The organism is Luteimonas terrae (assembly GCF_004358165.1).
Lineage (GTDB): Bacteria > Pseudomonadota > Gammaproteobacteria > Xanthomonadales > Xanthomonadaceae > Luteimonas > Luteimonas terrae.
Genome location: NZ_SMTG01000002.1, coordinates 1,645,063 through 1,670,628 on the forward strand (window position 1 = coordinate 1,645,063; position 25,566 = coordinate 1,670,628).

21 protein-coding genes, 1 tRNA gene and 1 riboswitch are annotated in these 25,566 nt (G+C 67.7%); of the genes, 12 read left to right on the forward strand and 10 right to left on the reverse strand.

The window, feature by feature from the left end:
* Positions 1–44: 44 nt before the first annotated feature.
* From metK to E2F49_RS07550, 4 genes are all read left to right on the forward strand, one after another.
* Positions 45–1,256 (forward strand): methionine adenosyltransferase, encoded by a 1,212-nt coding sequence (gene metK, locus E2F49_RS07535; RefSeq protein ID WP_133393230.1) that lies wholly within the window; start codon positions 45–47, stop codon positions 1,254–1,256.
* 383 nt (positions 1,257–1,639) lie between these two features.
* Positions 1,640–3,052 (forward strand): circularly permuted type 2 ATP-grasp protein, encoded by a 1,413-nt coding sequence (locus E2F49_RS07540; protein WP_133393231.1) that lies wholly within the window; start codon positions 1,640–1,642, stop codon positions 3,050–3,052.
* 4 nt (positions 3,053–3,056) lie between these two features.
* Positions 3,057–4,064: an alpha-E domain-containing protein gene (locus tag E2F49_RS07545; RefSeq protein WP_133393232.1), complete on the forward strand. Its 1,008-nt coding sequence runs from the start codon at positions 3,057–3,059 to the stop codon at positions 4,062–4,064.
* A gap of 76 nt (positions 4,065–4,140) precedes the next feature.
* The gene (locus E2F49_RS07550) at positions 4,141–4,872 is read left to right on the forward strand and encodes a proteasome-type protease (protein ID WP_133393233.1); all 732 of its coding nucleotides are present in this window, start codon (positions 4,141–4,143) and stop codon (positions 4,870–4,872) included.
* Positions 4,873–4,932: 60 nt separating this feature from the next.
* Here the strand turns inward: E2F49_RS07550 and E2F49_RS07555 are convergent, their stop codons facing one another.
* Together E2F49_RS07555 and E2F49_RS07560 are read right to left on the reverse strand one after the other, a co-directional pair.
* Positions 4,933–7,434 (reverse strand): S9 family peptidase, encoded by a 2,502-nt coding sequence (locus tag E2F49_RS07555; RefSeq protein WP_133393234.1) that lies wholly within the window; start codon positions 7,432–7,434, stop codon positions 4,933–4,935.
* Between the two features lie 207 nt (positions 7,435–7,641).
* Positions 7,642–9,363: a LysM peptidoglycan-binding domain-containing protein gene (locus E2F49_RS07560; RefSeq protein WP_133393235.1), complete on the reverse strand. Its 1,722-nt coding sequence runs from the start codon at positions 9,361–9,363 to the stop codon at positions 7,642–7,644.
* 202 nt (positions 9,364–9,565) lie between these two features.
* A riboswitch (S-adenosyl-L-homocysteine riboswitch) is annotated at positions 9,566–9,642 on the forward strand.
* 38 nt (positions 9,643–9,680) lie between these two features.
* On the opposite strand from E2F49_RS07560, the gene ahcY reads away from it, so the two are divergent.
* Complete coding sequence (gene ahcY, locus E2F49_RS07565) at positions 9,681–11,129, forward strand: adenosylhomocysteinase (protein WP_133393236.1); 1,449 nt, start codon at positions 9,681–9,683, stop codon at positions 11,127–11,129.
* A gap of 70 nt (positions 11,130–11,199) precedes the next feature.
* Here the strand turns inward: ahcY and E2F49_RS07570 are convergent, their stop codons facing one another.
* Both E2F49_RS07570 and mqo read right to left on the reverse strand, forming a co-directional pair.
* A complete protein-coding gene (locus E2F49_RS07570; RefSeq protein ID WP_133393237.1) occupies positions 11,200–11,757 on the reverse strand; it encodes a DUF3228 family protein in 558 nt (185 codons plus the stop codon).
* Positions 11,758–11,856: 99 nt separating this feature from the next.
* Positions 11,857–13,560, reverse strand: a complete 1,704-nt coding sequence (gene mqo, locus E2F49_RS07575) for a malate dehydrogenase (quinone) (protein ID WP_133393238.1) — start codon at positions 13,558–13,560, stop codon at positions 11,857–11,859.
* 211 nt (positions 13,561–13,771) lie between these two features.
* Here mqo and metF point away from each other — a divergent pair, with 211 nt between their 5' ends.
* Together metF and E2F49_RS07585 are read left to right on the forward strand one after the other, a co-directional pair.
* The gene (gene metF / locus E2F49_RS07580; RefSeq protein WP_133393239.1) at positions 13,772–14,596 is read left to right on the forward strand and encodes a methylenetetrahydrofolate reductase [NAD(P)H]; all 825 of its coding nucleotides are present in this window, start codon (positions 13,772–13,774) and stop codon (positions 14,594–14,596) included.
* 46 nt (positions 14,597–14,642) lie between these two features.
* Positions 14,643–15,221 carry a hypothetical protein gene (locus E2F49_RS07585; RefSeq protein ID WP_133393240.1) on the forward strand — a complete coding sequence of 193 codons (579 nt, stop codon included), beginning with the start codon at positions 14,643–14,645 and terminating at the stop codon, positions 15,219–15,221.
* 30 nt (positions 15,222–15,251) lie between these two features.
* On the opposite strand, the gene E2F49_RS07590 is transcribed toward E2F49_RS07585, so the two are convergent.
* Together E2F49_RS07590 and E2F49_RS07595 are read right to left on the reverse strand one after the other, a co-directional pair.
* A complete protein-coding gene (locus E2F49_RS07590; protein ID WP_133393241.1) occupies positions 15,252–16,616 on the reverse strand; it encodes a sensor histidine kinase in 1,365 nt (454 codons plus the stop codon).
* A complete protein-coding gene (locus tag E2F49_RS07595) occupies positions 16,603–17,286 on the reverse strand; it encodes a response regulator transcription factor (protein WP_055249477.1) in 684 nt (227 codons plus the stop codon). Before E2F49_RS07595 ends, E2F49_RS07590 begins: the two co-directional genes overlap by 14 nt.
* Between E2F49_RS07595 and E2F49_RS07600 the strand changes: the two genes are divergently transcribed.
* The gene (locus E2F49_RS07600) at positions 17,285–17,857 is read left to right on the forward strand and encodes a hypothetical protein (protein ID WP_133393242.1); all 573 of its coding nucleotides are present in this window, start codon (positions 17,285–17,287) and stop codon (positions 17,855–17,857) included. The two genes, E2F49_RS07595 and E2F49_RS07600, sit on opposite strands and share 2 nt — an antisense overlap.
* 176 nt (positions 17,858–18,033) lie before the next feature.
* Here the strand turns inward: E2F49_RS07600 and rimK are convergent, their stop codons facing one another.
* The 3 genes from rimK to E2F49_RS07615 all read right to left on the reverse strand — a co-directional run bounded on the left by rimK (position 18,034) and on the right by E2F49_RS07615 (position 21,037).
* Positions 18,034–18,957 (reverse strand): 30S ribosomal protein S6--L-glutamate ligase, encoded by a 924-nt coding sequence (gene rimK / locus E2F49_RS07605; RefSeq protein WP_133393243.1) that lies wholly within the window; start codon positions 18,955–18,957, stop codon positions 18,034–18,036.
* Between the two features lie 81 nt (positions 18,958–19,038).
* Positions 19,039–19,112 (reverse strand) — tRNA-Gly (locus tag E2F49_RS07610).
* Positions 19,113–19,189: 77 nt separating this feature from the next.
* Positions 19,190–21,037 carry an autotransporter domain-containing protein gene (locus E2F49_RS07615; RefSeq protein ID WP_133393244.1) on the reverse strand — a complete coding sequence of 616 codons (1,848 nt, stop codon included), beginning with the start codon at positions 21,035–21,037 and terminating at the stop codon, positions 19,190–19,192.
* A 163-nt stretch (positions 21,038–21,200) separates the two neighbouring features.
* On the opposite strand from E2F49_RS07615, the gene thiS reads away from it, so the two are divergent.
* The 4 genes from thiS to E2F49_RS07635 all read left to right on the forward strand — a co-directional run bounded on the left by thiS (position 21,201) and on the right by E2F49_RS07635 (position 25,145).
* Positions 21,201–21,401 (forward strand): sulfur carrier protein ThiS, encoded by a 201-nt coding sequence (gene thiS / locus E2F49_RS07620; RefSeq protein ID WP_133393245.1) that lies wholly within the window; start codon positions 21,201–21,203, stop codon positions 21,399–21,401.
* A gap of 203 nt (positions 21,402–21,604) precedes the next feature.
* Entirely contained in the window at positions 21,605–22,402 is a 798-nt protein-coding gene (locus E2F49_RS07625) for a thiazole synthase (protein WP_133393246.1), read from the forward strand.
* A 10-nt stretch (positions 22,403–22,412) separates the two neighbouring features.
* Positions 22,413–23,168, forward strand: a complete 756-nt coding sequence (gene trmB / locus E2F49_RS07630; protein ID WP_133393247.1) for a tRNA (guanosine(46)-N7)-methyltransferase TrmB — start codon at positions 22,413–22,415, stop codon at positions 23,166–23,168.
* Between the two features lie 132 nt (positions 23,169–23,300).
* Positions 23,301–25,145 (forward strand): SLC13 family permease, encoded by a 1,845-nt coding sequence (locus E2F49_RS07635; protein WP_133393248.1) that lies wholly within the window; start codon positions 23,301–23,303, stop codon positions 25,143–25,145.
* On the opposite strand, the gene E2F49_RS07640 is transcribed toward E2F49_RS07635, so the two are convergent.
* The gene (locus E2F49_RS07640; protein WP_133393249.1) at positions 25,142–25,495 is read right to left on the reverse strand and encodes a Rieske (2Fe-2S) protein; all 354 of its coding nucleotides are present in this window, start codon (positions 25,493–25,495) and stop codon (positions 25,142–25,144) included. The two genes, E2F49_RS07635 and E2F49_RS07640, sit on opposite strands and share 4 nt — an antisense overlap.
* Between the last annotated feature and the right edge of the window lie 71 nt (positions 25,496–25,566).

Consider the following 25,566-nt stretch of genomic DNA (forward strand, 5'->3'; position numbering starts at 1 on the left):
CATTGCCGCCCATCTTTTCATCCGAATATAGGGATATAGGCCTGATGTCCAGCTATCTCTTCACCTCCGAGTCGGTCTCCGAAGGCCATCCGGACAAGATCGCCGACCAGATTTCCGACGCCGTCCTCGACGCGATCCTCGCGCAGGACAAGCGCGCCCGCGTGGCCTGCGAGACCCTGGTCAAGACCGGTGTAGCGATCGTCGCCGGCGAGGTCACCACCAGCGCGTGGATCGATCTGGAAGCGCTGACCCGCAAGGTGATCCTCGACATCGGCTACAACAGCTCCGACGTCGGTTTCGACGGCGAGACCTGCGGCGTGCTGAACCTGATCGGCAAGCAGTCGCCCGACATCAACCAGGGCGTGGACCGCAAGAGCCCCGAGCAGCAGGGCGCCGGCGACCAGGGCCTGATGTTCGGCTATGCGACCAACGAGACCGACAGCTACATGCCGGCCGCGATCCACCTGTCGCACCGCCTCGTCGAGCGCCAGGCACAGATCCGCAAGAAGAAGAACTCCAACCTCTCGTGGCTGCGTCCCGACGCGAAGTCGCAGGTCACGCTGCGCTACGAAGACGGCAAGGCGACCGCGATCGATGCGGTGGTGCTTTCCACCCAGCATGATCCGGGCATCAAGCAGAAGGACCTCATTGAGGCCGTCCGCGAAGAGATCATCAAGCCCGTGCTGCCGGCCAAGTGGCTGCACAAGGGCACCAAATTCCACATCAACCCGACCGGCAAGTTCATCATCGGCGGTCCCGTGGGCGATTGCGGCCTGACCGGTCGCAAGATCATCGTCGACACCTACGGCGGCTGGGCCCGTCATGGTGGTGGCGCTTTCTCGGGCAAGGACCCGTCGAAGGTCGACCGTTCGGCCGCCTACGCCGCGCGCTACGTCGCCAAGAACGTCGTCGCCGCCGGCCTGGCCGACCGTTGCGAAGTGCAGGTGTCCTACGCCATCGGCGTGGCCGAGCCGACCTCGATCTCGGTCACCACCTTCGGCACCGGCAAGATCCCGGACGACAAGATCGAAAAGCTGATCCGCAAGCATTTCGACCTGCGCCCGTACGGCATCATCCAGATGCTCGACCTGATCCATCCGATGTACCAGCCGACCGCCGCCTACGGTCACTTCGGCCGCAAGCCGAAGGAATTCACCTACACCGACGGCGCCGGCAAGTCGCACACCGCGACGGCATTCTCCTGGGAGAAGACCGACCGCGCCGACGCGCTGCGCGCGGATGCCAAGCTGAAGTAAGCGGCGGCGATTGCCGCTCTGCAGGTGACACGGGAACGGGCCGCGCAAGCGGCCCGTTTTCGTTGGTGCGAGGAGTACTTCCCTGCAGCACTCGATGGGTTTCGCTGCACTCTACCCATCCTGCCTAGACAGTCGATGCCTTCGCTTTCCCGTCCGACGCGGCGATGTGTCCAGCGCCTGCCGGGTGCCACGACCACCAGGCGGATATCGGGCCGCGACTGGGCGTGGGTCCCGGCGGGCGCCCGAGCCGACGCCCGCTCTCGCTCGTTACAGTCGGCAACCGCACCGCACATCGTCACCCGTTGTGCATTGCGCAGTTCGCATGCTATCCGTGCAGTGCAGCACAGATCCGCCCGCGCATTGCCCACGGAGCCTGTCACCCGATGCCGCCCAGCTACGACGAAATGCACGATGCCGACGGGCACGTCCGCCCGCACTATCGCGACTTCGACGACTGGCTGCACGCGACACCCGACGAACAGATCGCGCACAAGCGCCGCGAGGCGGAAATCTCTTTCCACCGCGTCGGCATCACCTTTTCCGTCTACGGCGAGGAATCGGGCAACGAACGCCTGATCCCCTTCGACATCGTGCCGCGCGTGTTGCCGGCCCGCGAATGGAAGGTGCTCGAAGCCGGCCTGCGCCAGCGCGTGCATGCGCTGAACCTGTTTCTGGGCGACATCTACGGTGAACAGCGCATTCTGCGCGACCGCCGCATCCCGGCCGAACTGGTGCTCGACAACAGCGAGTACCGCAAGGACATGCAGGGCCTGAAGGTTGCCTGCAACACTTATTCGCACGTCTCGGGCATCGACCTGGTGCGCGCCGGTGATGGCGAGTACTACGTACTCGAGGACAACCTGCGCGTAGCCTCGGGCGTGTCGTACATGCTCGAGAACCGCCGCATGATGGCGCGGCTCACGCCCGAGCTGTTCGCGCGCCAGCAGATCGCACCGGTCGAGCGCTATCCCGACGCGCTGTTCGAAGTGCTGCGCCAGTGCGCGCCGGCCAATGTCGACAATCCGGTCGTTGCCGTGCTGACACCCGGCGCGGCGAACTCGGCCTATTACGAACACGCGTTCCTCGCCCAGCAGATGGGCGTCGAGCTGGTTGAGGGCGCCGATCTCTACGTCCACGACGACATGGTCTACGCGCAGACCACGCGCGGCGCGCAGCGCGTGCACGTGATCTACCGCCGCATCAACGACGACTTCCTCGACCCGACCGTGTTCCGGCCCGAATCGATGCTCGGCGTGCCGGGCCTGTTCGGCGCCTACCGCGCCGGCAACGTCACGCTGGCCAATGCGCCGGGGACCGGCGTGGGCGACGACAAGTCGGTATACCCGTACGTGCCGGAGATGATCCGCTACTACCTCAGCGAAGACCCGATCCTGCACAACGTGCCGACGTGGCAACTGCGCAACCCGGACGATCTGAAGTACACGCTGGAGCATCTGCCCGAACTGGTGGTCAAGGAGGTCCACGGCGCCGGCGGCTACGGCATGCTGGTCGGACCGGCGTCGACGAAGGCCGAGATCGAAGCCTTCCGCGCGCGCATCCTCGCCGACCCGGGCAACTACATCGCCCAGCCGACGCTGTCGCTGTCGACCTGCCCCACCTTCGTCGAGAGCGGTCTGGCGCCGCGACACATCGACCTGCGTCCCTACATCCTCAGCGGCCGCCGCATCCACGTGGTGCCCGGCGGGCTGACCCGCGTCGCATTGCGCGAAGGCTCGCTGGTGGTGAACTCGTCGCAGGGCGGTGGGACCAAGGACACCTGGGTCATGGAGAGCTGATCGGATGTTGTGCCGCACCGCGAACGATCTCTACTGGGTGGCGCGCAACATGGAGCGCGCCGAGAACACCGCACGCCTGCTCGACATGGCGCAGCGCATCGCGCTGTTGCCCGAGCGTCTGGACCGCGGCAAGGCGCAGGCCGCGCCGTGGCGCCGCGCACTCGATGCGCTGGGCCTGGTCCCCGATTTCCTGCAGCAGCACGAGCGCATCGATGCCGAGGGCGTGGTGCAGCACCTGCTGCTGTCCTCGGCCAATCCCGGTTCGATCTTCAGCTGCCTGCGCAACGCACGCGAGAATGCGCGCGCACAGCGCGTGGCGATCACCTCGGAGATGTACGAGGACCTCAACAGCTCCTGGCTGGAGATCCGCCGCTTCGATGCCACGCGCCTGCGCCAGGAAGGTCTGGGCAGCACGCTGGACTGGGTGAAGACCCGCTCGGCGTCGTTCCGCGGCATCACCATCGGCACGCTGGGGCGCGGCGAGGGCTACCAGTTCCTGCAGATGGGCGCCTTCATCGAACGCGCCGAGTGGTCGATCCGCCTGCTCGACATGATCGCCAGCGACGAGGACCTCCCCGAGACCGGCGAAGCGCGCGACGCCACCCAGTACTTCCAGTGGAGCGCGCTGCTGCAGGCACTGTCGGCGTTCGAGACCTATCGCCGCCTGTATCGCGAATCGGTCAGCCCGGCGGGCGTCGCCACGCTGATGCTGCTCAACGGCGACAACCCGCGTTCGCTGCAGACCTGCGTCGGCGCGATCCACCAGATCCTGCAGGTGCTGTCGGGCGGCGAGTCGTTGGAGGTCGCGCGCCAGGCCGGTGCACTGTCCGCGCAGTCGCGCTATGCGCGCATCGACGAGATCATCGCCGGCGGTCTGGAGGCGTGGCTGCAGGACGCGATGACGCGGCTGACCCGCCTGGGCGACGAGATCCACCGACAGTTCATGACCGTCGATGCACGGCCTGCCGCGCCGCCGGGCCTGGGCGGCCAGCGCCAGCAGAGCTTCGCCTGACCCCGGTTGCACCCTGTCCCTGCCCGGCCACGCCGGGCACAATGGCGGCCTGTTTTCGCGACACCGCCGCACCTCCATGACCTATTGCATCGGACTCAACCTCGACGACGGCCTCGTGCTGGCGTCCGACTCGCGCACCAATGCCGGCGTGGACCATATCCGCCGAGCCGGCAAGATGCGGGTGTTCGCGCAGGACGGCGAGCGGGTGGTGGTGACGCTGTCGGCGGGCAATCTCTCGCTGACCCAGAACGTGCTCAACCTGCTTGAGCATCGCGCACGCCACGAACCCGAGCGCATCGGCATCCTCAACGCACAATCCATGTTCCAGGTGGCGCAAGTCGTCGGCGATGCGATGCGCGAGATCCGCGGTCGCGACGAGGCCTACCTGCGCGACAGCGGCATCGACCCGAGCGGCAGTTTTATCGTCGGCGGCCAGATCAAGGGCGAAGCGCCGCGGCTGTTCCTGGTCTATTCGGAAGGCAACTTCATCGAGAGTTCGGACGAGACACCGTTCTTCCAGACCGGCGAGATCAAGTTCGGCAAGCCGATCCTCGACCGCGTGATCAATGCGCATACCGACCTCGCGACCGCGACCAAGTGCACGCTGGTGTCGTTCGACTCGACGATCCGCTCCAACCTGTCGGTCGGTCTGCCGATCGACCTGCTGGTCTACAAGCGCGACAGCCTCACGGTCGAGATCCAGCAGCGCTTCGAAGACGGCGACGCCTATCTGCAGTCGATCCGCAGCCACTGGAACGAGAGCATGCGCCGCGCGGTCGCCGAGTTGCCGCTGCCCGGCTGGGCGTAACGCCGGCTCCCGACCGCGGGAAGCGCAGGCCTCCCGCGTACGCGGAAGGCCTGCGAGACTTCAGCGCGCGGCATCCTCCGCCGGGCGATTCTTGACGTACGTCTCGAGCCAGGCGTTGGTCTCGTAGAGCATGTGCAGGATCGATTCGCGCGCGCGGTAGCCGTGCGATTCCTTGGGCAGCATCACCAGACGCGCATTGCCGCCCAGGCCCTTGATCGCGGCGAACATGCGTTCGCTCTGCATCGGGAATGTGCCGGAATTGTTGTCCTCTTCGCCGTGGATCAGCAGGATCGGATCCTTGATGTTCTGGGCGTAGTTGAACGGCGACATCTTCAGATAGGTGTCTTCGGCCTGCCAGTAGTTGCGCTCCTCGGCCTGGAAGCCGAACGGCGTCAGCGTGCGGTTGTAGGCACCGCTGCGGGCGATACCGGCGGCGAACAGACGCGAGTGCGCGAGCAGGTTGCCGGTCATGAAAGCGCCGTAGGAATGCCCGCCGATCGCGACGCGACGCCGGTCGGCGACACCGCGACGCACGGCTTCGTCGATCGCGGCTTCGGCGCTGGCGACGAGCTGCTCGATGTAGGTGTCGTTCGGTTCGGCCGTGCCCTCGCCGATGATCGGCATCGACACGTCGGCGAACACCGCGTAGCCCATCGCCAGATACGCCTGCGGGCCCCAGTAGCCGATCGCATTGAAGCGGTGCGGCGAGTCCGTGACCTGGCTGGCCGCGTCGGCGGATTTGAACTCGCCGGGGTAGGCCCACATCAGCATCGGCAGCGGACCGTCGCGCCTGGCGTCGTAACCGGCCGGCAGGTACAGCGTGCCGCTGAGGTCCACGCCGTCCTTGCGCTTGAACCGCACCAGTTCCTTCTGCACGTCGCGCAGCTGCGGCGTGGGATGCTCGAACGCCGTCAGTGCGACCGGATCGGCATCGGGCGTGTCGAGACGGCGCACGTAGATGTTGGCCGGCTCGGTCTGGGTTTCGCGCGAGGTCAGCAGGCGCGTGGCCTCGGCATCGAGCACCGCGCTCGGCGACTCGTAGTACGGCGCCTGCGAGTGGAACAGGCGCGTAGTGCTGCCGTCGGCGAGGTTCTGGCGATCGAGGAACGGGCGGTCGCCCTCTTCGGAGGCGCCATCGCCGATGCGGTAGATGCTGTTGCCGTCGGCAGCGATCAGCAGACGGCTGTTGCCGGTCGCGTCGGGCATCATCACCGCCATGCCGGGATCGGCGTAACGGTCCTCGTAGGACCCGTCGCGCACCTTGACCGGCGCGGCGCTGCCGTCGGGCTGCAAACGCCACTCCCGAATCTGCCGCGTCTTCCACCAGTACTCGGTCAGCAGCGCGAGCTCGCCGCTGCCCCATTGCGTGCCGGCGTAGCGCATCGACAGTTCGGCGAGCACATCAGGCTTGCCGCGGAACGGCGCGGCCTGCGTATAGACGATGTCGCGCACCGCCACCTCGCGGGCCGGATCACCGCCGTCCTGCGCTTCCACCCAGGCCAGCGTGGCCGGCGCGTCACTGCGCCACGACACCGAACGCACGCCGGTCGGCACCGCGTCGTTGCCGACCGGCAGGCCTTCGACCAGCGGCAGCGTCGCGACCGTGTGCTGCAGCTTGCCGTCGAGGCCGATCACTTCGATGCGCCGCGGGAAGCGCGAGTACGGCACCTGGTAGGAGAACGGCCGGTCGATCTGCTGACGCAGGATGTGGCGGCCATCGGGTGACAGCGTCGCGCTCGTGGTCAGGCCCGGCGTCCCGACCGGCACCACCGTGCCGTCGAGCGCGACGCGCGCGAGCTGGCTGGTCATGTAGTGGGCGAACACGCGCGCGTCCTGCTCGCTGCGCAGCAGGTCCTGATAGGTGCGCAGCTGCTGCACGGTGCCGCCGGCGCCGGTTTCCTGCACGTTCGGGCCCGCGGGCACGCCGTCGTCCTGCGGCAGAGCCGCCTGGCCTTCGGCGCGCAGGCGCACCAGCAGGCCCTGGCTGTCGGGCGCCCATTCGAAACCGTTGCCGATCACCGCGTTGAGCGGCTGCGCGAGCAGACGGCGTGCCTGGCGCGTGGCGACGTCGACGACCCACAGCTGCACTTCGCCGGCGCGCGCGTCGACCTGGCTGAAGGCGATGTGGCGCTGGTCGGGCGACCACAGCAGCGAGGCCAGCGACAGCGGCTCGGGCAGGCCCGCGATGCGCTGCTCGGCGCCGCCATCCACCGGCTTGAGCCAGACGTCGGTGACGTAGGACGCGCGGCTGGCCGACCAGGTCCTGGGATTGATGCGGATGCCGCCGAGCTTGAGTTCCGGTTGCGAGACTTCCGCGATCGACGGCAGCGCGGGCGTCTGCAGGAACGCGGCGAGATCGCGCTGCGGACTCAGCAACAGTCGCGGCGGACGTGGCGCATCGACGATCGCGCGCAGCGCTTCGGGCGGCAGACGATACCCGCCCGCCTCCGACGTGACGGCCGGCGCGGTCTGCGCGAACAGGGGCGCACTGCACAGGCCGGCGGCGAGCAGCGTGGCGGAGACGACGAGGGACAGTCGACGGCGGGCAGTCGTTCGAAACATCGGCAGGCGATCCGGAAGCACACGGGTCTTCGAGGATACCCGCGACCGCGCGTCCGGCCGCGGCGAACCTCACGGGACCGACGGGACTTGCGCGCGACCACGATGTCGGTCAGGCGACGCGTGGGCCTGCCACGCCTGGAAAAAACGGGGCCGCCCTGAGGCGGCCCCAAAACCTGACATCCATCCGATGCCAAACCGTGCAGCGGATCAGCGCGTCTGCACGTCCGCATCGATGCGTGCGAAGCTGCCGTTGGCCACGTCGCCGTCGGCGCCTGCGGAAATCGTCTGCAGCTTCGCGGCGAAGCCGTAGGGATCGCCGCCGAGGTTGCGCGCCAACGACACGGCGAAGTCCATCGTGTCGTTCACCGGATTGCCGTTGTAGTCCTCGACGAGAATTCGCAGGTCGCTGTGGGCGCCGCCGATGCCCTGCCCGCCGTCCACCGTGGCCCGCGTCTGCTCCATCAGTGCTTCAAGCTGCGATTCGCTGAAGGTCAGCACGGCGGTCTCGCCGGCGCCCACCGGGCCACCTTCGATGCCACCGGTCAGCGCCCAGTTCAGCAGGTCGGCATTGGCCTGCTCCTCGCTGGCCTCGTTCTGTCCGAGGATGTTGCGCTCGAACCAGTTGTAGGAGGGCCGGTCGGTGTTGATCTCGAACTGGTAGCTGCGCTCGCCCGGCAGTTCGTTGCCGGCGGCATCGAAGCGCTGCTCGATGGTCAGCGGCACGTTGCCGCCGTAGGTCAGGTCGGTGGTCACCGAGCTGGAGCCGTCCGGGTAGGTCACCTGCACCGAGCTGCCGAGGTTGGCCTGTCCGCCCAGGGCGATGCTGACCTGGTCGAATCCGGCACGCAGCTGGGTCTGCGACGAATAGTCGATGCGCGAGATCGTCGCGACGTTGTCCACGCCCGGCGTTTCGTGCGCGATCTGGCCGGTCGCATTGAAGTGCGCATAGGCCGACTGTCCTTCGACGCTGGAAATGTCGAACTCGGCGGTCTGCAGCGTGGCGCCATGCAACTGGTCCTCGCGGCCCGCCATCACCGACAGGTCACCCGCACGCAGGCCGACACCGTTGAAGGCGTTGATGGATTCGGTCGGCCCGGTGGTGACCCGCACGGTGTCCGCGTCTACACGCTCGACCGTGTAGCTCACGCCGTCAGATTCCTTGATCTTGCTTTCGGTGCCGATCATGCGGAACGAGCCCGCGAGTTCGGTTTCCGCGAACGCGCTGCTGTCTAGGGTGACGCTGCCGCCGACCGGAATCGTCGTCGGGTCGAACGGGTTCACCGCACCGGCGGCTTCGACCGTCTGTCCTTCGCCCGGCAGGGTGACCTTGTAGGAGGATTCGAAGCCGGTCGTGATGCCCGCCTCGACTTCCGCGCCGCCGCGGCCACCCGCGTTCGCCTCGCCCGACACACCCACCTGCGTGCCCACGGTGACCGTGAACGACGTGGTGCCCTCGCCCTGGCTTTCCTGCAACTGGACGTTCGATTCGCTGGCGACGCTGATGGACGCACCACGGCTGTTGCCGGGCGCGCCCTCCGGGCGGTTGTTGCCGAGTTCGGCTTCCTGTTTGGACGTCAGCTGCACCGCGACGCTGTCGGGCTGCCAGGTGATGCTGCCGCCGTCGGTCCTGGCGCTGATCTTAACGTCGGACGTGGAATGGTTCGCATCGCCGACCTCGATGCCGCCGCTCGCGCTCATCGGCGATGCGGGAATCTCGATCACGTCGCCGGGCTGGATCGCATTGCCGCCTTGCGAGGTCGGCGACACCAGCTGCGGATTCGCCGCGTGGATCGCCTCGGGACTGACCATGTAGCGCTCGGCGAGCGATGCAACGGTGTCGCCGGCGGTCGCGTGATGTTGCGTGGGTTCGAGGGTCGGTTCGGGAAGCGTCTGCGGAAGGGCGGCGCCACCGCCGTCATGGACCAGCATGTTCAAGGATTCGCCTCGTCGATCAGGAGAAAGCGCCGCAGCGCCGCTGCGACATGCCTCATGGTCGGACACGGCCGGCGCGCGGACATACTGGGGAAAACCCGAGGCGATGCCCGCAGCCTGAATTCCGGTTCAGACCGCCGCCTGGCGACGTGCTGCAGGAGGGCGGGCGATCAAGTGCTGCGATAGAATGTGCGCCTGCCTCGCCGAGGGGCGCTGCGACCGTCGATCAGGACGGCCAGGCTCGGCGCGGTGTCCCACGAACGGCGCCCGTCATCGCGAATGCGCGCGCCGCATTCCCGCTACGGAGCATTGCCATGAACGCACAGCTGAAGTCCTTCTCGACCGAAGGCGACTACAAGATCCGCGACATCGCGCTGGCCGACTGGGGCCGCAAGGAACTCGACATCGCCGAGCACGAGATGCCGGGCCTGATGTCGATCCGCAAGAAGCACGCCGCCACCCTGCCGCTCAAGGGCGTGCGCGTGACCGGTTCGCTGCACATGACCATCCAGACCGCGGTGCTGATCGAGACGCTCAAGGACATCGGCGCCGACGTGCGCTGGGCGTCCTGCAACATCTTCTCGACCCAGGACCACGCTGCCGCCGCGATCGCCGCGACCGGTACGCCGGTGTTCGCCTGGAAGGGCGAGACGCTGGAGGAATACTGGGACTGCACGCTCGACGCGCTGTCGTTTCCCGACGGCAAGGGCGGCCTGATCGGTCCCGAACTCGTCGTCGACGACGGCGGCGACGTGACCCTGCTGATCCACAAGGGCTACGAGCTCGAGAAGGGCGACGAGAGCTGGGTGAACTCGGCCTCCGGCAGCCACGAGGAGTCGGTGATCAAGGCGCTGCTCAAGCGTGTGCACGCCGAGCGTCCGGATTTCTGGACCCGCACCGTGGCCGAGTGGAAGGGCGTCTCGGAAGAGACCACCACCGGCGTGCATCGCCTCTACCAGCTGGCGCAGGACGGCAAGCTGCTGGTGCCGGCGATCAACGTCAACGACTCGGTCACCAAGTCGAAGTTCGACAACCTCTATGGCTGCCGCGAGTCGCTGGCCGACGGCCTCAAGCGCGCGATGGACGTGATGCTGGCCGGCAAGGTCGCCGTCGTCTGCGGCTACGGCGACGTCGGCAAGGGCTGCGCCGATTCGCTGCGCGCCTACGGCGCGCGCGTGGTCGTCACCGAGATCGACCCGATCTGCGCGCTGCAGGCCGCGATGGAAGGCTACGAAGTCACGACGATCGAGGAGACCCTCGGCCGCGGCGACATCTACGTCACCACCACCGGCAACAAGGACATCATCCGCGTCGAGCACATGCAGGCGATGAAGGACCAGGCGATCGTCTGCAACATCGGCCACTTCGACAACGAGATCCAGGTCGATGCGCTCAACGCGCTCAAGGGCGTGGAGAAGATCAACATCAAGCCGCAGGTCGACAAGTACGTCTTCGGCAACGGCAACGCGATCTTCCTGCTGGCCGACGGCCGTCTGGTGAACCTGGGCTGCGCCACGGGCCATCCGAGCTTCGTGATGTCGAACTCGTTCGCCAACCAGACGCTCGCGCAGATCGACCTGTGGGCCAACAAGGACACCTACGCGAACAAGGTCTACCTGCTGCCCAAGCAGCTCGACGAGGAAGTCGCGCGCCTGCACCTGGAGAAGATCGGCGTGAAGCTGACCAGGCTCACGCAGGAACAGGCCGACTACATCGGCGTGCCGGTCGAAGGCCCGTTCAAGCCGGACCACTACCGCTACTGATCGGTCCGCTTGCGGATGCGATACGCAGAACGGGCGCCGGAAGGCGCCCGTTTTCGTTGGGACCTGGCGCTCAAGGTCGCCAGTTCGCGTTCCGTTCCCAGAATTCCACACTGCGCCGGTACGCCTCGCGATCCAGCGGCACGCCCGATCCGCCCTCCTCCACGCCCAGCGCATTGCGCAGCATCGTGATCGGCGCCATTGGAATCTCGTCGGGTTCGGCGGTGTAGATGCAGCCAACGACTCCCCAGTCGGCGTCGATCGGCGAACCTTCCTTCGCCAACTGCTCGGCGCTGTAGAGAATCACCACCAGATACTCGGCGCGCGGCGATTCCACGCCCTCGAACCAGCGCACCAGCACCGGCAGCTCCTCGCGATTGCGCGCTTCGTAGCCCGAGCGCAGCAGGTGCCGGTTGTCGTCGGTGATCGGCACCGTCAGACAGCGCGTCGAGGTCCAGTTGCGATGCACGTGGAGCTTGCAGAACGGCGCATAGCCGTCGAGCACGACGTGCGGCGTCTCCCGGTTGAGATGCGCCTCGAACTGTTCGGGCGTGATGTCCTGGATGGTATTGCCGCGCGGCGTGCGCGGAAACAGGCGGGGACGGGCGAACGGTGTCAGGACGATGGACATCGGTGGATCGCGAGCGGTGGCGCGTCAGGGTAACGCGCGAGCGCCCCACACGAAAAAGGCGGGCCCTGGGGCCCGCCTTTCCGTGCGGTAGGAGATCGATCAGAGCGCCTGCATGCGCCGGTCGAGTTCCGCCTCGTCCGGCCCCTCGTCGGGACCATGCAGCTCGTCGTTCATCGCCGGCGGCTGACCGTCGCCGACCGCCGCGCCCGGCACGTCGAGGTAGGGCAACTGCAGCACGCGGCTGGTCATGCGACGGATGCGATTGGTCAGTGCGATGTCGGTGTTGAGCGTCTGGCCGTAGGACGGCACGATCTGCTGCACGCGTTCGCGCCAGGCGCCGTCCATCTGCGCCGGATACGCGCGGCGCATCACGTCGAGCATGATCTTGGGCGAGGTCGACGCGCCCGGCGACGCGCCCAGCAGTGCGGCGATGCTGCCGTCGGCGTCGGTGACGATCTCGGTGCCGAACTGCAGGATTGCGCCCTTCTCGGGATCGCGCTTGATCACCTGCACGCGCTGACCCGCAGTCACCAGACGCCAGTCGGCGGCTTGCGCGTCCGGGTAGTACTTGCGCAACTCGGCCATGCGATCGGCGTCCGACAGCATTGCCTGGCTCACGAGGTAGCCCACCAGGTCGCGGTTCTCGGCACCGACGCGCATCATGCCGGCCACGTTGTGATTGTTGACCGACGAGAACAGGTCGAACCACGAGCCGTGCTTGAGGAAGCGTGTGCTCTGCAATGCGAACGGGCCGAACAGCAGCACCGGCTTGCCGTCGAGCATGCGTGCATCGAGATGCGGCACCGACATCGGCGGCGAACCTTCTTCCGCCTTGCCGTAGGCCTTCACGTCGTGTGCCGCGGTGACCGCCGGATTGTCGGCGGCGAGGAACTGGCCGCCGACCGGGAAACCGCCGTAGTTCGCAGCTTCGGGAATGCCCGAGTGCTGCAGCATCTTCAGCGCGGCACCGCCGGCACCGACGAAGACGAACTTCGTGCGGATCGAACGGGTCGTGTTGCTCGCCAGGTCGTGCACCGCGACGGTCCAGGTACCGTCGTCCTCGCGCTGCAGCTTGCGCACCTCATGACGCAGATGCAGGGCGAAGTTCGGGCTGCGCTCGAGCGCTTGGGTCAGCTGGCGGGTGATGACGCCGAAGTTGACGTCGGTGCCCAATGGCATCCAGGTCGCGGCGATCTTCTGCGACGGGTCGCGGCCCTGCATCATCAGCGGCGCCCACTGCGCGATCTGCGCCGGGTCTTCCGAATACTGCATGCCGTGGAACAGCGGTTCCTTCGACAGGGCCGCGTGGCGGCGACGCAGATAGTCGATGTTCGCGTCGCCCCAGACGAAGCTCATGTGCGGCGTCGAGTTGATGAAGCCGGACGGCGTGCCCAGGCGACCGGCCTCGACCTGGTGCGACCAGAACTGGCGCGAGATCTCGAACTGCTCGGCGATGTCGACCGCGCGCGCGGTCTCGATGCTGCCGTCCTCGCGTCCGGGCGTGTAGTTGAGTTCGGCGAAACCGGAGTGGCCGGTGCCGGCGTTGTTCCAGCCGTCCGAGCTTTCCAGTGCCACGCCATCCAGGCGCTCGTACATCTCGATGCGCCAGTCGGGCTCGAGCTCCTGCAGATAGGTCGCCAGCGTGACGCTCATGACGCCGGCGCCGATCAGCACCACGTCGACGGGCTCGGCGTTCTCCGGTTCGGGCGGCGACTTTTCGAACAGTGGCCAGTACAGGAACAGGCCGGCGGCGATCGCCAGAACGACGACGAGGCCGACGAGGGCCTTGAGAAACTTCTTCATAGCGAATCCTTGGGGGAGGACGGCCGATGCCACGGCGCAGGGCCACGGTCGGGGCCTGGGTCCCGGCGGTGCCGGGCGACGGTGAAATTATAGGACCCGGGCCCGTCACGCAGACGGGAAGGCGCGTTCCACGCCGCTTTCATTGCACCCGCTCATCTCATGCATCGCGATAAAGCGATACAATGCACCAGTCCGCACACCGGGGCCGCGCATGTTGCCGATCAGTTTCGAGTTCTACCCGCCCAAGACCGACGACCAGCGCACCCAGCTGGACCGGACCGCGAAGAAGCTCGCCGCACACGCGCCCGAGTACGTGTCCTGCACCTTCGGCGCCGGCGGCTCGACGCTGAGCCACACGCCCGAGACCGTGCGCCGCCTCAAGCAGCAGCACGGGTTCGATGCCACGCCGCACCTGTCGTGCGTCGGCGGCAGCCGCGAGGACATCCGCGAGCTGCTCAAGCTCTACCGCGCGATCGGCTGCACCCGGATCGTCGCGCTGCGCGGCGACCTGCCCTCGGGCATGGGCCAGCCGGGCGATCTGCGTTATGCCTCCGACCTCGTCGCCTTCATCCGCAGCGAGTTCGGTGACCGGTTCCGCATCGAAGTGGGGTGCTACCCGGAGATCCACCCGCAGTCCGACGACGCCCGTGCCGACCTGCGGCACTTCAAGACCAAGGTCGATGCCGGCGCGGATGCCGCGATCACCCAGTACTTCTACAACGCCGACGCCTACTTCCACTTCGTCGACAGCGTGCGCCGCGCCGGCGTGGAGATTCCGATCATTCCCGGCGTCATGCCGATCTCCAACTTCAGCCAGCTGCGACGCTTCTCCGAGGCCTGCGGCGCGGAGATTCCGCGCTGGATGCAGCGGCACATGACCGCACATGGGGACGACGTGGAGGCGGTCCGCGAACTGGGCGCCGACATCGTGACCCGGCTGGCCGAACGCCTCATCGCCGGCGGCGCGCCGGCGCTGCACTTCTACACGCTCAACCTGGCCAAGCCGACCCAGGCGGTGCTCGCCCGCCTGGCCTGACCGGTCGTCACTGTCGCCTGCACCGTGCACGGGCTAGGCTGCGTCGATGCCCCGTCGCCCGACGTCCTTCCTGCTGCTGGCCGCCCTCGCGGCGCCGGCGCTGCACGCGCCGGTGGCCGATGCGCAGATCCGGCGGTGCACCGCGCCCGATGGCGGCACCGTCTACACCGATCGCGCCTGCGCGGCCGTCGGCGCCGTGGCCAGCACGCCCGCCCGCGGCGCCGCGCAGACGCGCCTGCCGCGCATCAGCTGCCAGCGCAATCTGCGTGGACTGACCCAGGAACTGCAGTACGCGATCCAGCAGCGGGACACCAACCGCCTCGCCGGCCTCTACCACTGGCAAGGCATCAGCCACAGCGGCGGGTACCGGATTCTCGAGCGGCTGGACGCGATCGCGCAGCGGCCGCTGATCGACATCACCGCGCAACGGCCGGCGCAGACGGTCGTCGCGCCGGAGCGGAGCGGTTTCACTGGCTGGGTCAGCGCGCGCGACATCCCCACCGCCGTGCCCGAGCGGCCGCCGAATGCGCTGCGCGTGGACCAGGCCGGCGACAGCGGCGCCGGCACGGTGCAGACGGTGTTCGGCCTGCGACGCCACCTCGGCTGCTGGTGGCTCAGCCTGTAGCGACGACCCGGTCGCGGCCTTTCCGCGACATCACGCCGCCGGCAACGAAGGGCGATCGGGACGGAACGACAACGTGGCCACGACGCCGCGCACCGCGCCCGGCACTACGCGCACCTGCCAGCCATACAGCGCGCACAGGCGCCGCACGATCGACAGGCCGATGCCGCCGCCCTGCGAATGCTCGGCATGCGTGCCGCGGTAGCCACGTTCGAACAAACGCGCCGCGTCCTCGGCGCTGAGGCCGGGCCCGGAGTCCGCAACCTCGACCGTGTGCTCGCCCAGGCGTACGACCACCTCGCCTTCCAGCGTGTACTTGATCGCGTTGCCGACCAGATTGCCGAGCGCCACCGTGACCGCCGCTTCCGGCGCGTCGACCACCAGCGGCTGGACACCGCATTCCAGTCGCAGGACCAGCGGCTTGCCGGCCAGTTGACCGCGGTGCGCATCGAACAGCTGCTCGACCACGCGGCCGACATCGGTCGCGCCGTGGCCGCGCTCGTTGCGCGACAGCAGCAGCAGCGCGCTGATCAGGTCGGTGCACTGCTGCTCGGCACGCTGGATGCGCAGCAGGCGCGTGCGGGTCTTGTCGTCGAGTTCGGGCCGCGTCAGCAGCAGTTCCACTGCGCCCTTGATCACGGCCAGCGGCGTGCGCAGTTCGTGGCTGACGTCGGCATTGAATTCGCGGTCGCGCTGCACGACTTCGGTCAGGCGGAATGCGTAGTCGTCGAGCGCGCTGGCCAGCTGACCGACTTCGTCGTCGGGAAAATGCGGCGCCAGGGCTTCGGGTGTCGAGGTGTCGCCGGAACTGCGCAACCGGTTGGCCAGCGCCGACACCGGGCTCATGACCCGGGCCGCCGACCACCAGCCGATCAGCAACGACAACAGCGACACCAGCACGACCGAACCGAAGATCGCCCGCTGGAACTGCGTGGCGCCACGCATGGTTTCGCTCATGTCGTAGGCGAGGAAGAACCACTCGTCGGGCGTCTTGCGCACCGCGAGCTTGTACATGAAGGGCGTGCCGTCGTCGTCGATGCCACTGAGGTTGTGGATGCCGTCGCCGAGCTCGTACCAGTCGGGCTGGTCGCGGCGCAGCTCCTCGAAGCGGTCGCGCTTGATCACGCGCGCGCGGATCTGCTCCAAGGGCACCGCAGGATTGACGGCAGGATCGACGTAGTAGCGGCGCGCGTACTCGTCGATGTTGCGGTTCATCAGGTCTTCGACCAGCGTGTTCTCGACGCGGTCGCGCGCTTCCTGGGTCAGGAAGGCGAACAGCGTCGTGAGCCCGAGACCGAGCAGCACGAACGACAGGATGATGCGGCTGCGCAGGCGCCGCCTGTAACGACGCCTGCGCGAACGGACCGGCCGAACCGGCGCGACCTCAGTTGCCGGCATCGGGCACGGCGATGCGATAGCCGATGCCGTGACGTGTCTGGATGTACGGCACGTCGAACGGCTTGTCGATCACCGCGCGCAGGCCGTGGATGTGCACGCGCAGCGAATCCGAGTCCGGCAGTTCCTCGCCCCAGACGCGCGTCTCGAGCTCCTGCCGGGTGACGACGGCCGGCGACGCCTCCATCAGCGACTGCAGGATCTTCAGCGCGGTCGGGTTGAGCTGCAACAGCTTGCCGCCGCGGCGCACTTCCAGCGTGTCGAGGTTGTACTCGATGTCGCCGACGTCCAGCACACGCGTATGCGTGCCCTTGCCGCGCCGCGACAGCGCGTTGAGGCGCACTTCCACTTCCTGCAGCGCGAAGGGCTTGACCAGATAGTCGTCGGCGCCCGAATCGAACCCGGCGAGCTTATTGTCCAGGCTGTCACGCGCGGTGAGCATCAACACCGGGGTCTGCTTGCGCGCATCGTTGCGCAGCTTGCGGCAGACCTCGAGACCATCCATGCCCGGCAGGTTGAGATCGAGCACGATCGCGTCGAAGTCGTGGACCACGGCCAGATGCAGGCCGGTCACGCCGTCGGCGGCGAAATCGACGGTGTGGCCGCGGTCCTCGAGATAGTCCCCGAGATTGGCGGCGATGTCCTGGTTGTCTTCGATGACGAGGATGTGCATGGAATTCTGGACCTTGGATTCAGTTGGAGCGTTCGACGTCCGGACGTCGAACGCGGAGATAGTCTTCAGCGTCGCGCTGACGTCGCTGACGCTCAGCGACCGTCAGACACGACCGCTGTACCCGACGCGAGCCCGTGCCCTGCACGCGCTCGCACACGACTCGACTATCGGCGCGCGCCTGCCCGAGCAATGCGTTTACGACCTGCCCATCGTTGAAAAATGCAACCTGCTGGGGATCAGTGGGCGAAGCATCTCCCACGTTCTCGTACAGTCGCTGCATGCGGTCGAGCGCTGCAGACACTGCCTGGCGGTCGGCACTCGAAAGCTCTTTGTACGTCTCGCCGCCCTCCAGCTTCTGCAGAATTTCCTGGCGTTGCTCGGGGAACGCCGTCGATTCCAGTCCAAGCCTTCCGGAGTCGAGTTGCGCGCGCGCATCGACGCTCGCGCCAAGGACGAGGACAAAGCCGATCAATCCGAGCATGACATTCCTATTCATAACGTGTCTTCCCTGCCGCTTCTAAGATGTAAGTCTGTGATGTCGATGATCGCACAGCGCCGCATCCTGTCATGACCGGCGTCGGCGTCGCGCATACAAAAAGACCCGGACGGAAACCGCCCGGGTCAAAGGAGTGTTGCCCCGATTGCCGTCATCCGCTGCGGCCCCGGTCCCCCGGGACGGAGAGAGCGCAAGCGCATTCCGGACATGCAGATTAGCCGTGCGATTGTCGGAATCCGGAAAAAAATCGTTCAAGTTCCGTTCGATGCGAGCCGTCTGCTCCGTTTGTTCGATGGCTTGGCCCGCACGTGGGCCGCCAGGTGCTCGATGATGCCGCCGGCGATGTCGTCGCAGGTGGCGGCCTCGATGCCTTCGAGCCCTGGCGAAGCGTTGACTTCCAGCACCAGCGGGCCGCGCTCGGAGCGGATCAGATCGACCCCTGCGATCCCCAGACCGATGACCTGCGCGGCGCGCACTGCGACGGCGCGCTCTTCGGGCGTGGTCTCGACCGGGCTGGCAGTACCGCCGCGGTGCAGATTGGAGCGGAAATCCCCGGCCGGCGCCTGACGCTGCATCGCGCCGATGACCCGGTCGCCGACCACGAAGCAGCGCAGGTCCGCGCCCTGCGCCTCGGCGATGAACTCCTGCACGACGAAGCTCGCATACAGCCCGCGCAGAGCCTCGACGACGCCGCGCGAGGCCGACGGCTTCTCGGTCAGCATCACACCCGCGCCCTGGGTGCCCTCGTTGAGCTTGATGACGTGCGGCGGCGGGCCGAGCATCGCCAGCAGGTCGTCGGTGTCGTCGGGGTTGTCGCCGAACACCGTCACCGGCAGGCCCAGCCCTTCGGCGGCCATCAGCTGCTGGCACAACAGCTTGTCGCGCGCACGCGCGAAACCGGCCGACGGGTTGGGCGCATACGTGCCCATCAGTTCGAACTGGCGCAGCACGGCGTTGCCGTAGCGCGTGACCGTTGCCGCGAAGCGCGGGATCACCGCGTCGTAGCCTACCACCGGTTTGCCCTTGTAGTGCATCGAAAACCCGGTGCTGCTGATGCGCATGTAACAGCGCAGCGGGTCGAGCACGCGCACCGTGTGCCCGCGCTGACGGGCCGCTTCGACCAGGCGACGCGTGGAGTAGAGCTTGGTGTTGCGGGAGAGGATCGCGAGCTTCATCGAATCACCGGGCGGGCCACCAACGAAAACGGCGACACCGAATCGCCGGTGTCGCCGCAGGAATATCGCGCTGTCGCATCGTGGAGCGGGTGATGGGAATCGAACCCACGCTAGCAGCTTGGGAAGCTGCAGTTCTACCATTGAACTACACCCGCGCGAGGCGGCCAGTCTATGCCGGGCCTGCGCGGATTGGCAACGACGCCGGAGCCGGCGCCGTCGCCTCGCGCACGTCTCAGAAACCGGCGCCGAGGGTCGCGAACGCGGTCGTGTGGCTGCCGCCCTTCTGGCCGATGGTCAGCGCGGCGCCGACGTTGGCATCCAGACCGAACAGCTTGGTCTGCGTGCCCAGCGTCGCGGTGGCGTAGCTGGTGTCGTAGCCGCGCGCCGGCACCGCATAGGGCAGCGTCGACGGCAGCGCCTGGGCCTGTGCCCAGGCTTCGGCCGGCGCGTCCTCGAACTCCCGGTCCACGGTCAGGCGCGCGTAGGGACGGAACGCATCGCTGGCCGCGTAGGCGAACTGCCAGCCGGCACTGCCGATCAGTGAATCGATGTCCTGCGCCGGATAGGCCAGCGAGCTCGACAGGGTCGGATCGCTTTCGGCGAAGCCGTCGATCTCGATGCGCTGGGCCACCAGCGACAGGACCGGGCCATGCTGCAGGGCGCCCTGTCCGAAGTTCCAGCCTGCACCGATCGCAGCCGTCGTGTTGTTGCCGTCGGCCTGGCCGGTGTGCACGCGCGTCGCCGGCCCGATCTGCACGGTGCGGTCGGTGTCGAAGTCGAGCCAGGTGTAGCTGAGCTGCGCATTGACCCAGGCGCCGCTGTCGGCGCGCCAGCCGACGAATCCGCCGACGGTCGCTTCGGTCTGGTCCCAGCTTCCGCGACGCAGGCCCCAGTCGTTGCCCTGCTTGCCGTAGCCGACGAAGCCGCCAAAGGTCGTGTTGCCCGAGGTCCAGTCCATGCCCGCGGTCAGCGCCGGACCGACGCCGTCGTAGGCATCGCCGTGGTCGTAACGCTGCATGTCCGCGCGCACGTCGGCCCACCAGCTGCGGCCCTCGGCGCGCGCCGGCGCCAGGCTCAGACGATTGTTGACGCGATCGGCACGCGCGCGACCGGTCATCGCGGCCGACTGCGGCAGCACCGCGATCTGCTGCGGGCCGTCGATCATCGAAATCGCGAGGTCGGCGATCATTCCGTGCGCGCGGCTGGCCGGGTGCACGCCATCGGCGAACAGATAGGTGTCCGCGGCGGACGGGGTGACATAGGAGTTGGGATTGCAGAACACCGACGAATCACCGATGCCCGGCTGCGCGCGGCAGGCGGCCGAGGTGACGTTGGCGAAGCCGTACAGCGCCGGGCTGGCGGCGACTTCCTGCAGGAAGTGGAAGGTGTCGACCGGGATCACGCGCAGACCCTGGCTGGCCAGTCCGCCGTAGAGCGCGGTGTTGTAGGTGTTCGAGAGCGCGGTACCGGTGGCCATGCCGACGGCGCCGCCGGCGCGCGACTGCGGGGTCAGGCCGATGTCGGGAATCGACGGCACCAGCACGTAGCGGGCACCGGCGTTCTGCAGCGCGCCGACGATGCCCACCTGGGCCGTCACTGCAGAGCCGATGATCTGCTGCGCCTGCGCCGGGTTCGCGGCGACGGCGAACAGGTCGTTAGCGCCACCCCATACGGTGTAGAGCGCGTTGGCATCGGCGCGACCGCCATTGGCGGCGAGATAGGTATTGACCTGCGCCGCCAGCGACGGCGCGATGCCGAGCGCGGTCGGGTTCGCGACGGCCACGCGGGCACCGCCGGCGGCGTAGTTGTCGCCGACCTGGCCGTTGCCATTGGGATTGGCCTCGGTGCCGTAGCGATCGGCCACGTGCTCGGCCCAGGTCAGGCCCGGATTGGTGGTGAAGCGGCCGAGGATCGCGCCCTGCGCGCCCACGGTGCGCACGATGACCGGGCGGAAATAACCCGAGTCGGTGAGGCTGTCGCCGAAGAACACCGTGCGCGAGAACGTGTCGTCGGCAAGGGCGGGAATGGCGGCCGCGGCAAGCGCGACGGCAAGGACGGCACGGATGGGCCTGGACGACATGACGGGGACTCTCCTGGAAAAAAAGGCCGGCGATCATACGTCCGGCCATCTGGCGACTCCGTACGGAGCCGAATTGCGCGGATGATCCCACGCGTCCGCGCGGGCCGGCACGTTGCACTGCGACACGCGTGCGCCACGCGCGCCGAGCGGCGACAATCGCGCCATGCACATCCGACTCAACGGCGAAGATCTCGCCATCGACACCGGCAGCACCATCGCCTCCCTGCTCGTCCATCAGGGTCTCGCCGGCCGCCGCGTCGCGGTGGAGGTCAACGGCGACATCGTCCCCCGCGGACAGCACGACGCGCACGTCATCGCCGAAGGCGACCGTGTCGAGATCGTGCATGCACTGGGCGGTGGGTGAGGCACCGCACCCCTCCGATGCCAACCGGCATCGGAGACGGTTGCTGACCCCCGCACGCGGCAGTGCGGACGGGACCAGCAGGCCCGGGATGGGCTTGCCCGGAGTCGCATCCGTGCCCGTGCGTGCGGGCTCTTCGGAGCCTGTCTCGCGGAACCCGATGACGAACGTCCACATGCGCCAGCCGCATCGGCGATAATCGGCCGATGATCACCGCACTTCCTGCTGAAACCGGCCTCGTCGTCGCCGGCAAGACCTATTCCTCCCGTCTGCTCACCGGCACCGGCAAGTTCAAGGATCTCGACGAGACCCGTCTGGCCACCGAGGCCGCGGGCGCGCAGATCGTCACCGTGGCGATCCGCCGCACCAACATCGGACAGAACCCGGGCGAGCCGAACCTGCTCGACGTGCTGCCGCCGGACCGCTACACCATCCTGCCCAATACCGCCGGCTGCTACACCGCCGAAGACGCGGTGCGCACCTGCCGTCTGGCGCGCGAACTGCTTGACGGCCATCGCCTGACCAAGCTCGAAGTGCTGGGCGACCAGCGCACGCTGTTCCCGGACGTCGTGCAGACACTCAAGGCCGCCGAACAGCTGGTCAAGGATGGTTTCGACGTCATGGTCTACACCTCGGACGATCCGATCCTGGCCAAGCGCCTGGAGGAGATCGGGTGCGCGGCGGTGATGCCGCTGGCCGCGCCGATCGGCTCGGGCCTGGGGATCCAGAACAAGTACAACCTGATCGAGATCATCGAGAACGCCAAGGTGCCGATCATCGTCGACGCCGGCGTCGGCACCGCGTCCGATGCGGCGATCGCGATGGAGCTGGGCTGCGACGGCGTGCTGATGAACACCGCGATCGCCGGCGCGCGCAATCCGGTGCTGATGGCCAGCGCGATGCGCAAGGCGGTCGAGGCCGGGCGCGAGGCCTTCCTCGCCGGCCGTATTCCGCGCAAGCGCTTCGCCAGCGCGTCGTCGCCCGTCGATGGCGTGATCGGCTGATCGACGCGCGATGACCGACCCGTTTTCCAGCGACGGCGCCAAGGCCCCGCCCAAGCCGTTCACCGTGACCGAGGGCCGGCGCGAGATCCGCAGTTTCGTGCTGCGGCAGGGCCGCTTCACGCCGGCGCAGCAGCGCGCGTTCGATGACGCCTGGCCGAAATTCGGCCTCGACTACACCGGCGCGCCGAAGGATTTCGAGGCGTTGTTCGGGCGCGACGCGCCGCGCATCGTCGAGATCGGCTTCGGCAACGGCGCCGCGCTGCGGCATTCGGTGCAGCTCGATCCCGCGCGCGACCACATCGGCATCGAGGTGCATGCGCCCGGCGTCGGCCGCGTACTCAATGCGCTGGCCGAGGACGGCAACACCAACGTGCGCGTCTACCACCACGACGCGGTCGAGGTATTGGAGCGCGAGATCGCCGACGGGTCGCTCGACGAAATCCGCATCTACTTCCCCGATCCCTGGCACAAGAAGCGCCACAACAAGCGCCGTCTGGTGAAGCCGGAGTTCGCCGCGCTGCTGGTACGCAAGCTGAGTCCCGACGGCCGCCTGCATCTGGCGACCGACTGGGCGGATTACGCCGAACAGATGTGGGACGTGCTCGAAGCGACCCCGGGCCTGCGCAACCGGGCGGGGCCTCGCGGCCACGTGCCGCGCCCGCCGTGGCGGCCGCAGACGCATTTCGAGACGCGTGGCCAGAAGCTCGGCCATGGCGTGTGGGACCTGATCTACGACCGCGTCGACGACGCCGACAGCGGACGCTAGTGCCGTGAGCCGGACCCCAGGACACCGGGTTCGACACCCCCTGCACGCGGCGCGCCGCAGGCTGGCCCCGATGGCCGCCTGCGATCCGACCGCACGACGCACCGACTCCGGCCAGTACGGCCCGCGCCGCTGATGGATACCGCGCTCGCGCTCACCACCGACATGAAGATCGTCCTGGCCCTCGTCGGTCTGACGATGGTGCTGTTCGTATTCCAGCGCGTGCGCGCCGATCTCGTCGCGCTGGTGGTGCTGGTGATGCTGGGCCTGACCGGGCTGGTCGCGCCGGAAGACGTGTTCAACGGTTTTTCGTCGAACGCGACGATCAGCGTCATCGCCACGATGATCCTGGGCATGGGCCTGGACCGTACCGGCGCGCTCAACCGCCTCGCCGGCTGGTTGTTGCGTCGCTCCAAGGGACAGGAAGACCGGCTGCTGCTGCTGACCGCGGCCACGGCCGGCGTCAATTCCTCGGTGATGCAGAACCCCTCGGTCATGGCCCTGTACATGCCGGTGGCGGCGCGTCTGGCCTCGCGTTCGGGCCTGCGCCTGGCGCAGATGCTGCTGCCGATCTGCGTGGCCATCGTCATGGGCGGCGCGCTGACGATGGTTGGCACCTCCCCGCTGATCCTGCTCAACGACCTGCTCACTGCAGCCAACGCCAACCTGCCTTCGGGTGCGGCAACGCTGGAATCGCTGAACATGTTCGCGCCGATGCCGATCGGCATCGCGCTGCTGATCTCTGGACTGGCCTATTTCCATTTCCGCGGCAACCGGGAGCTGGGTGAGCTGCGTGACGGCGAGGGCAACGTCACGCCGGCACGCACGCAGACCTATTTCGCCAGCGCCTACGGCATCGACGGCGACGTGTTCGAACTCGTCGTCACGGCCGAAAGTCCGCTGGTCGGCATGACCTTCGGCGAGGCCGAGGCGATCCACGACGCGCCGGTGCTGCTGGCGCTCAAGTCGGAGAACGACTCGCGGCTGGCCCCGCCGGCCGACGCGCGCATCTGGGTGGGCAGCGTCATCGGCGCGATGGGCCAGCGCCAGCAGGTCGCCGATTTCGCGCAGAACCAGTTCCTGCGCATGAGCACGCGCCTGCGCAACTTCGGCGACCTGTTCAATCCCAGCCGCGCCGGCATCGCCGAGGCGGTGATCCCGCCGACCTCGAAGTTCATCGGCAAATCCGCGGCCGAACTGAGCCTGCGCAAGAAGTACGGCGTGCGCCTGCTGGCGATCAACCGCGACAAGCAGGTCATCCGCGAGGACGTCCGCAACATCACGCTGCGTGCCGGCGACATGCTGGTGCTGCACAGCATCTGGCAGGACCTGGCCAAGACCGCCAAGTCGCTCGACTTCCTCATCGTCACCGACTATCCCAAAGGCGAGCAGCGCCCCCACAAGTTCAAGGTCGCGATGGCGATCTTCGCCGTGACGATGCTGATCGCACTGTCCTCGCGCGTGCCCACGTCGGTGGCGCTGATGGCGGGCGTCGCCGGCATGCTGGTGTTCGGCGTGCTGAAGATGGACGAGGCCTACAGCGCCATCAACTGGAAGACCGTGTTCCTGATGGCCTGTCTGATTCCGCTGGGCTGGGCGATGGATTCCAGCGGCGCCGCAGCCTGGGTCGCCGGGCACACGATCGAACGACTGCCCACCGGTCTGCCGATCTGGGTGCTGGAGATCGCGCTCGCCCTGTTGACCGCGGCCTTCTCGATGGTCATCAGCCACGTGGGCGCAACGATCGTCGTGGTGCCGCTGGCGATCAACCTGGCGCTGGCCGTGGGCGGCAATCCGACCGCGTTCGCACTGATCACGGCGCTGTCGGCATCGAACAACTTCATGACCCAGTCGAACCCGGTCATGTCGATGATCATCGGTCCGGCCGGCTACAAGGCGCGCGAGCTGTGGCGGATCGGTCTGCCGATTTCGCTGATCTACACGGTCGTCGTCGTCGCGATGGTCAACCTGCTGTTCTAGCCCAGCAGCACCTGGCCGTCGCGCACCGATACCGGCACCGCGCGCAGCGATTCGCCCTTGCACGGGCCCGCGATGCAGACGCCGTCCGCCAGCGAGAAGCTCGCGCCATGCGCCGCGCAGACCAGATCGCCCGCTTTCGATTTCAGGAACTGGCCGGGCGCCCAGTCGAGACGACGGCCGGCATGCGGGCAGATGTTCAACCAGGCCTGTACGCGCGCGCCGTCCCGGTGCAGCACCAGCGATTCGGCGTCGCCGTCGACGATCGCCTCCACCTCGGCGAATCCGCCGTCGTCGATCGCATCGAGCGCCAGCAGCGGCGCAGCGTTATCACGCGGATTTAACGATTGCATTACAACTCCGGTCGTGGCCCCGCCGATACTGGTCGCCGGCCGAACTGGCCGCATTGTGTCACGACGTCCAA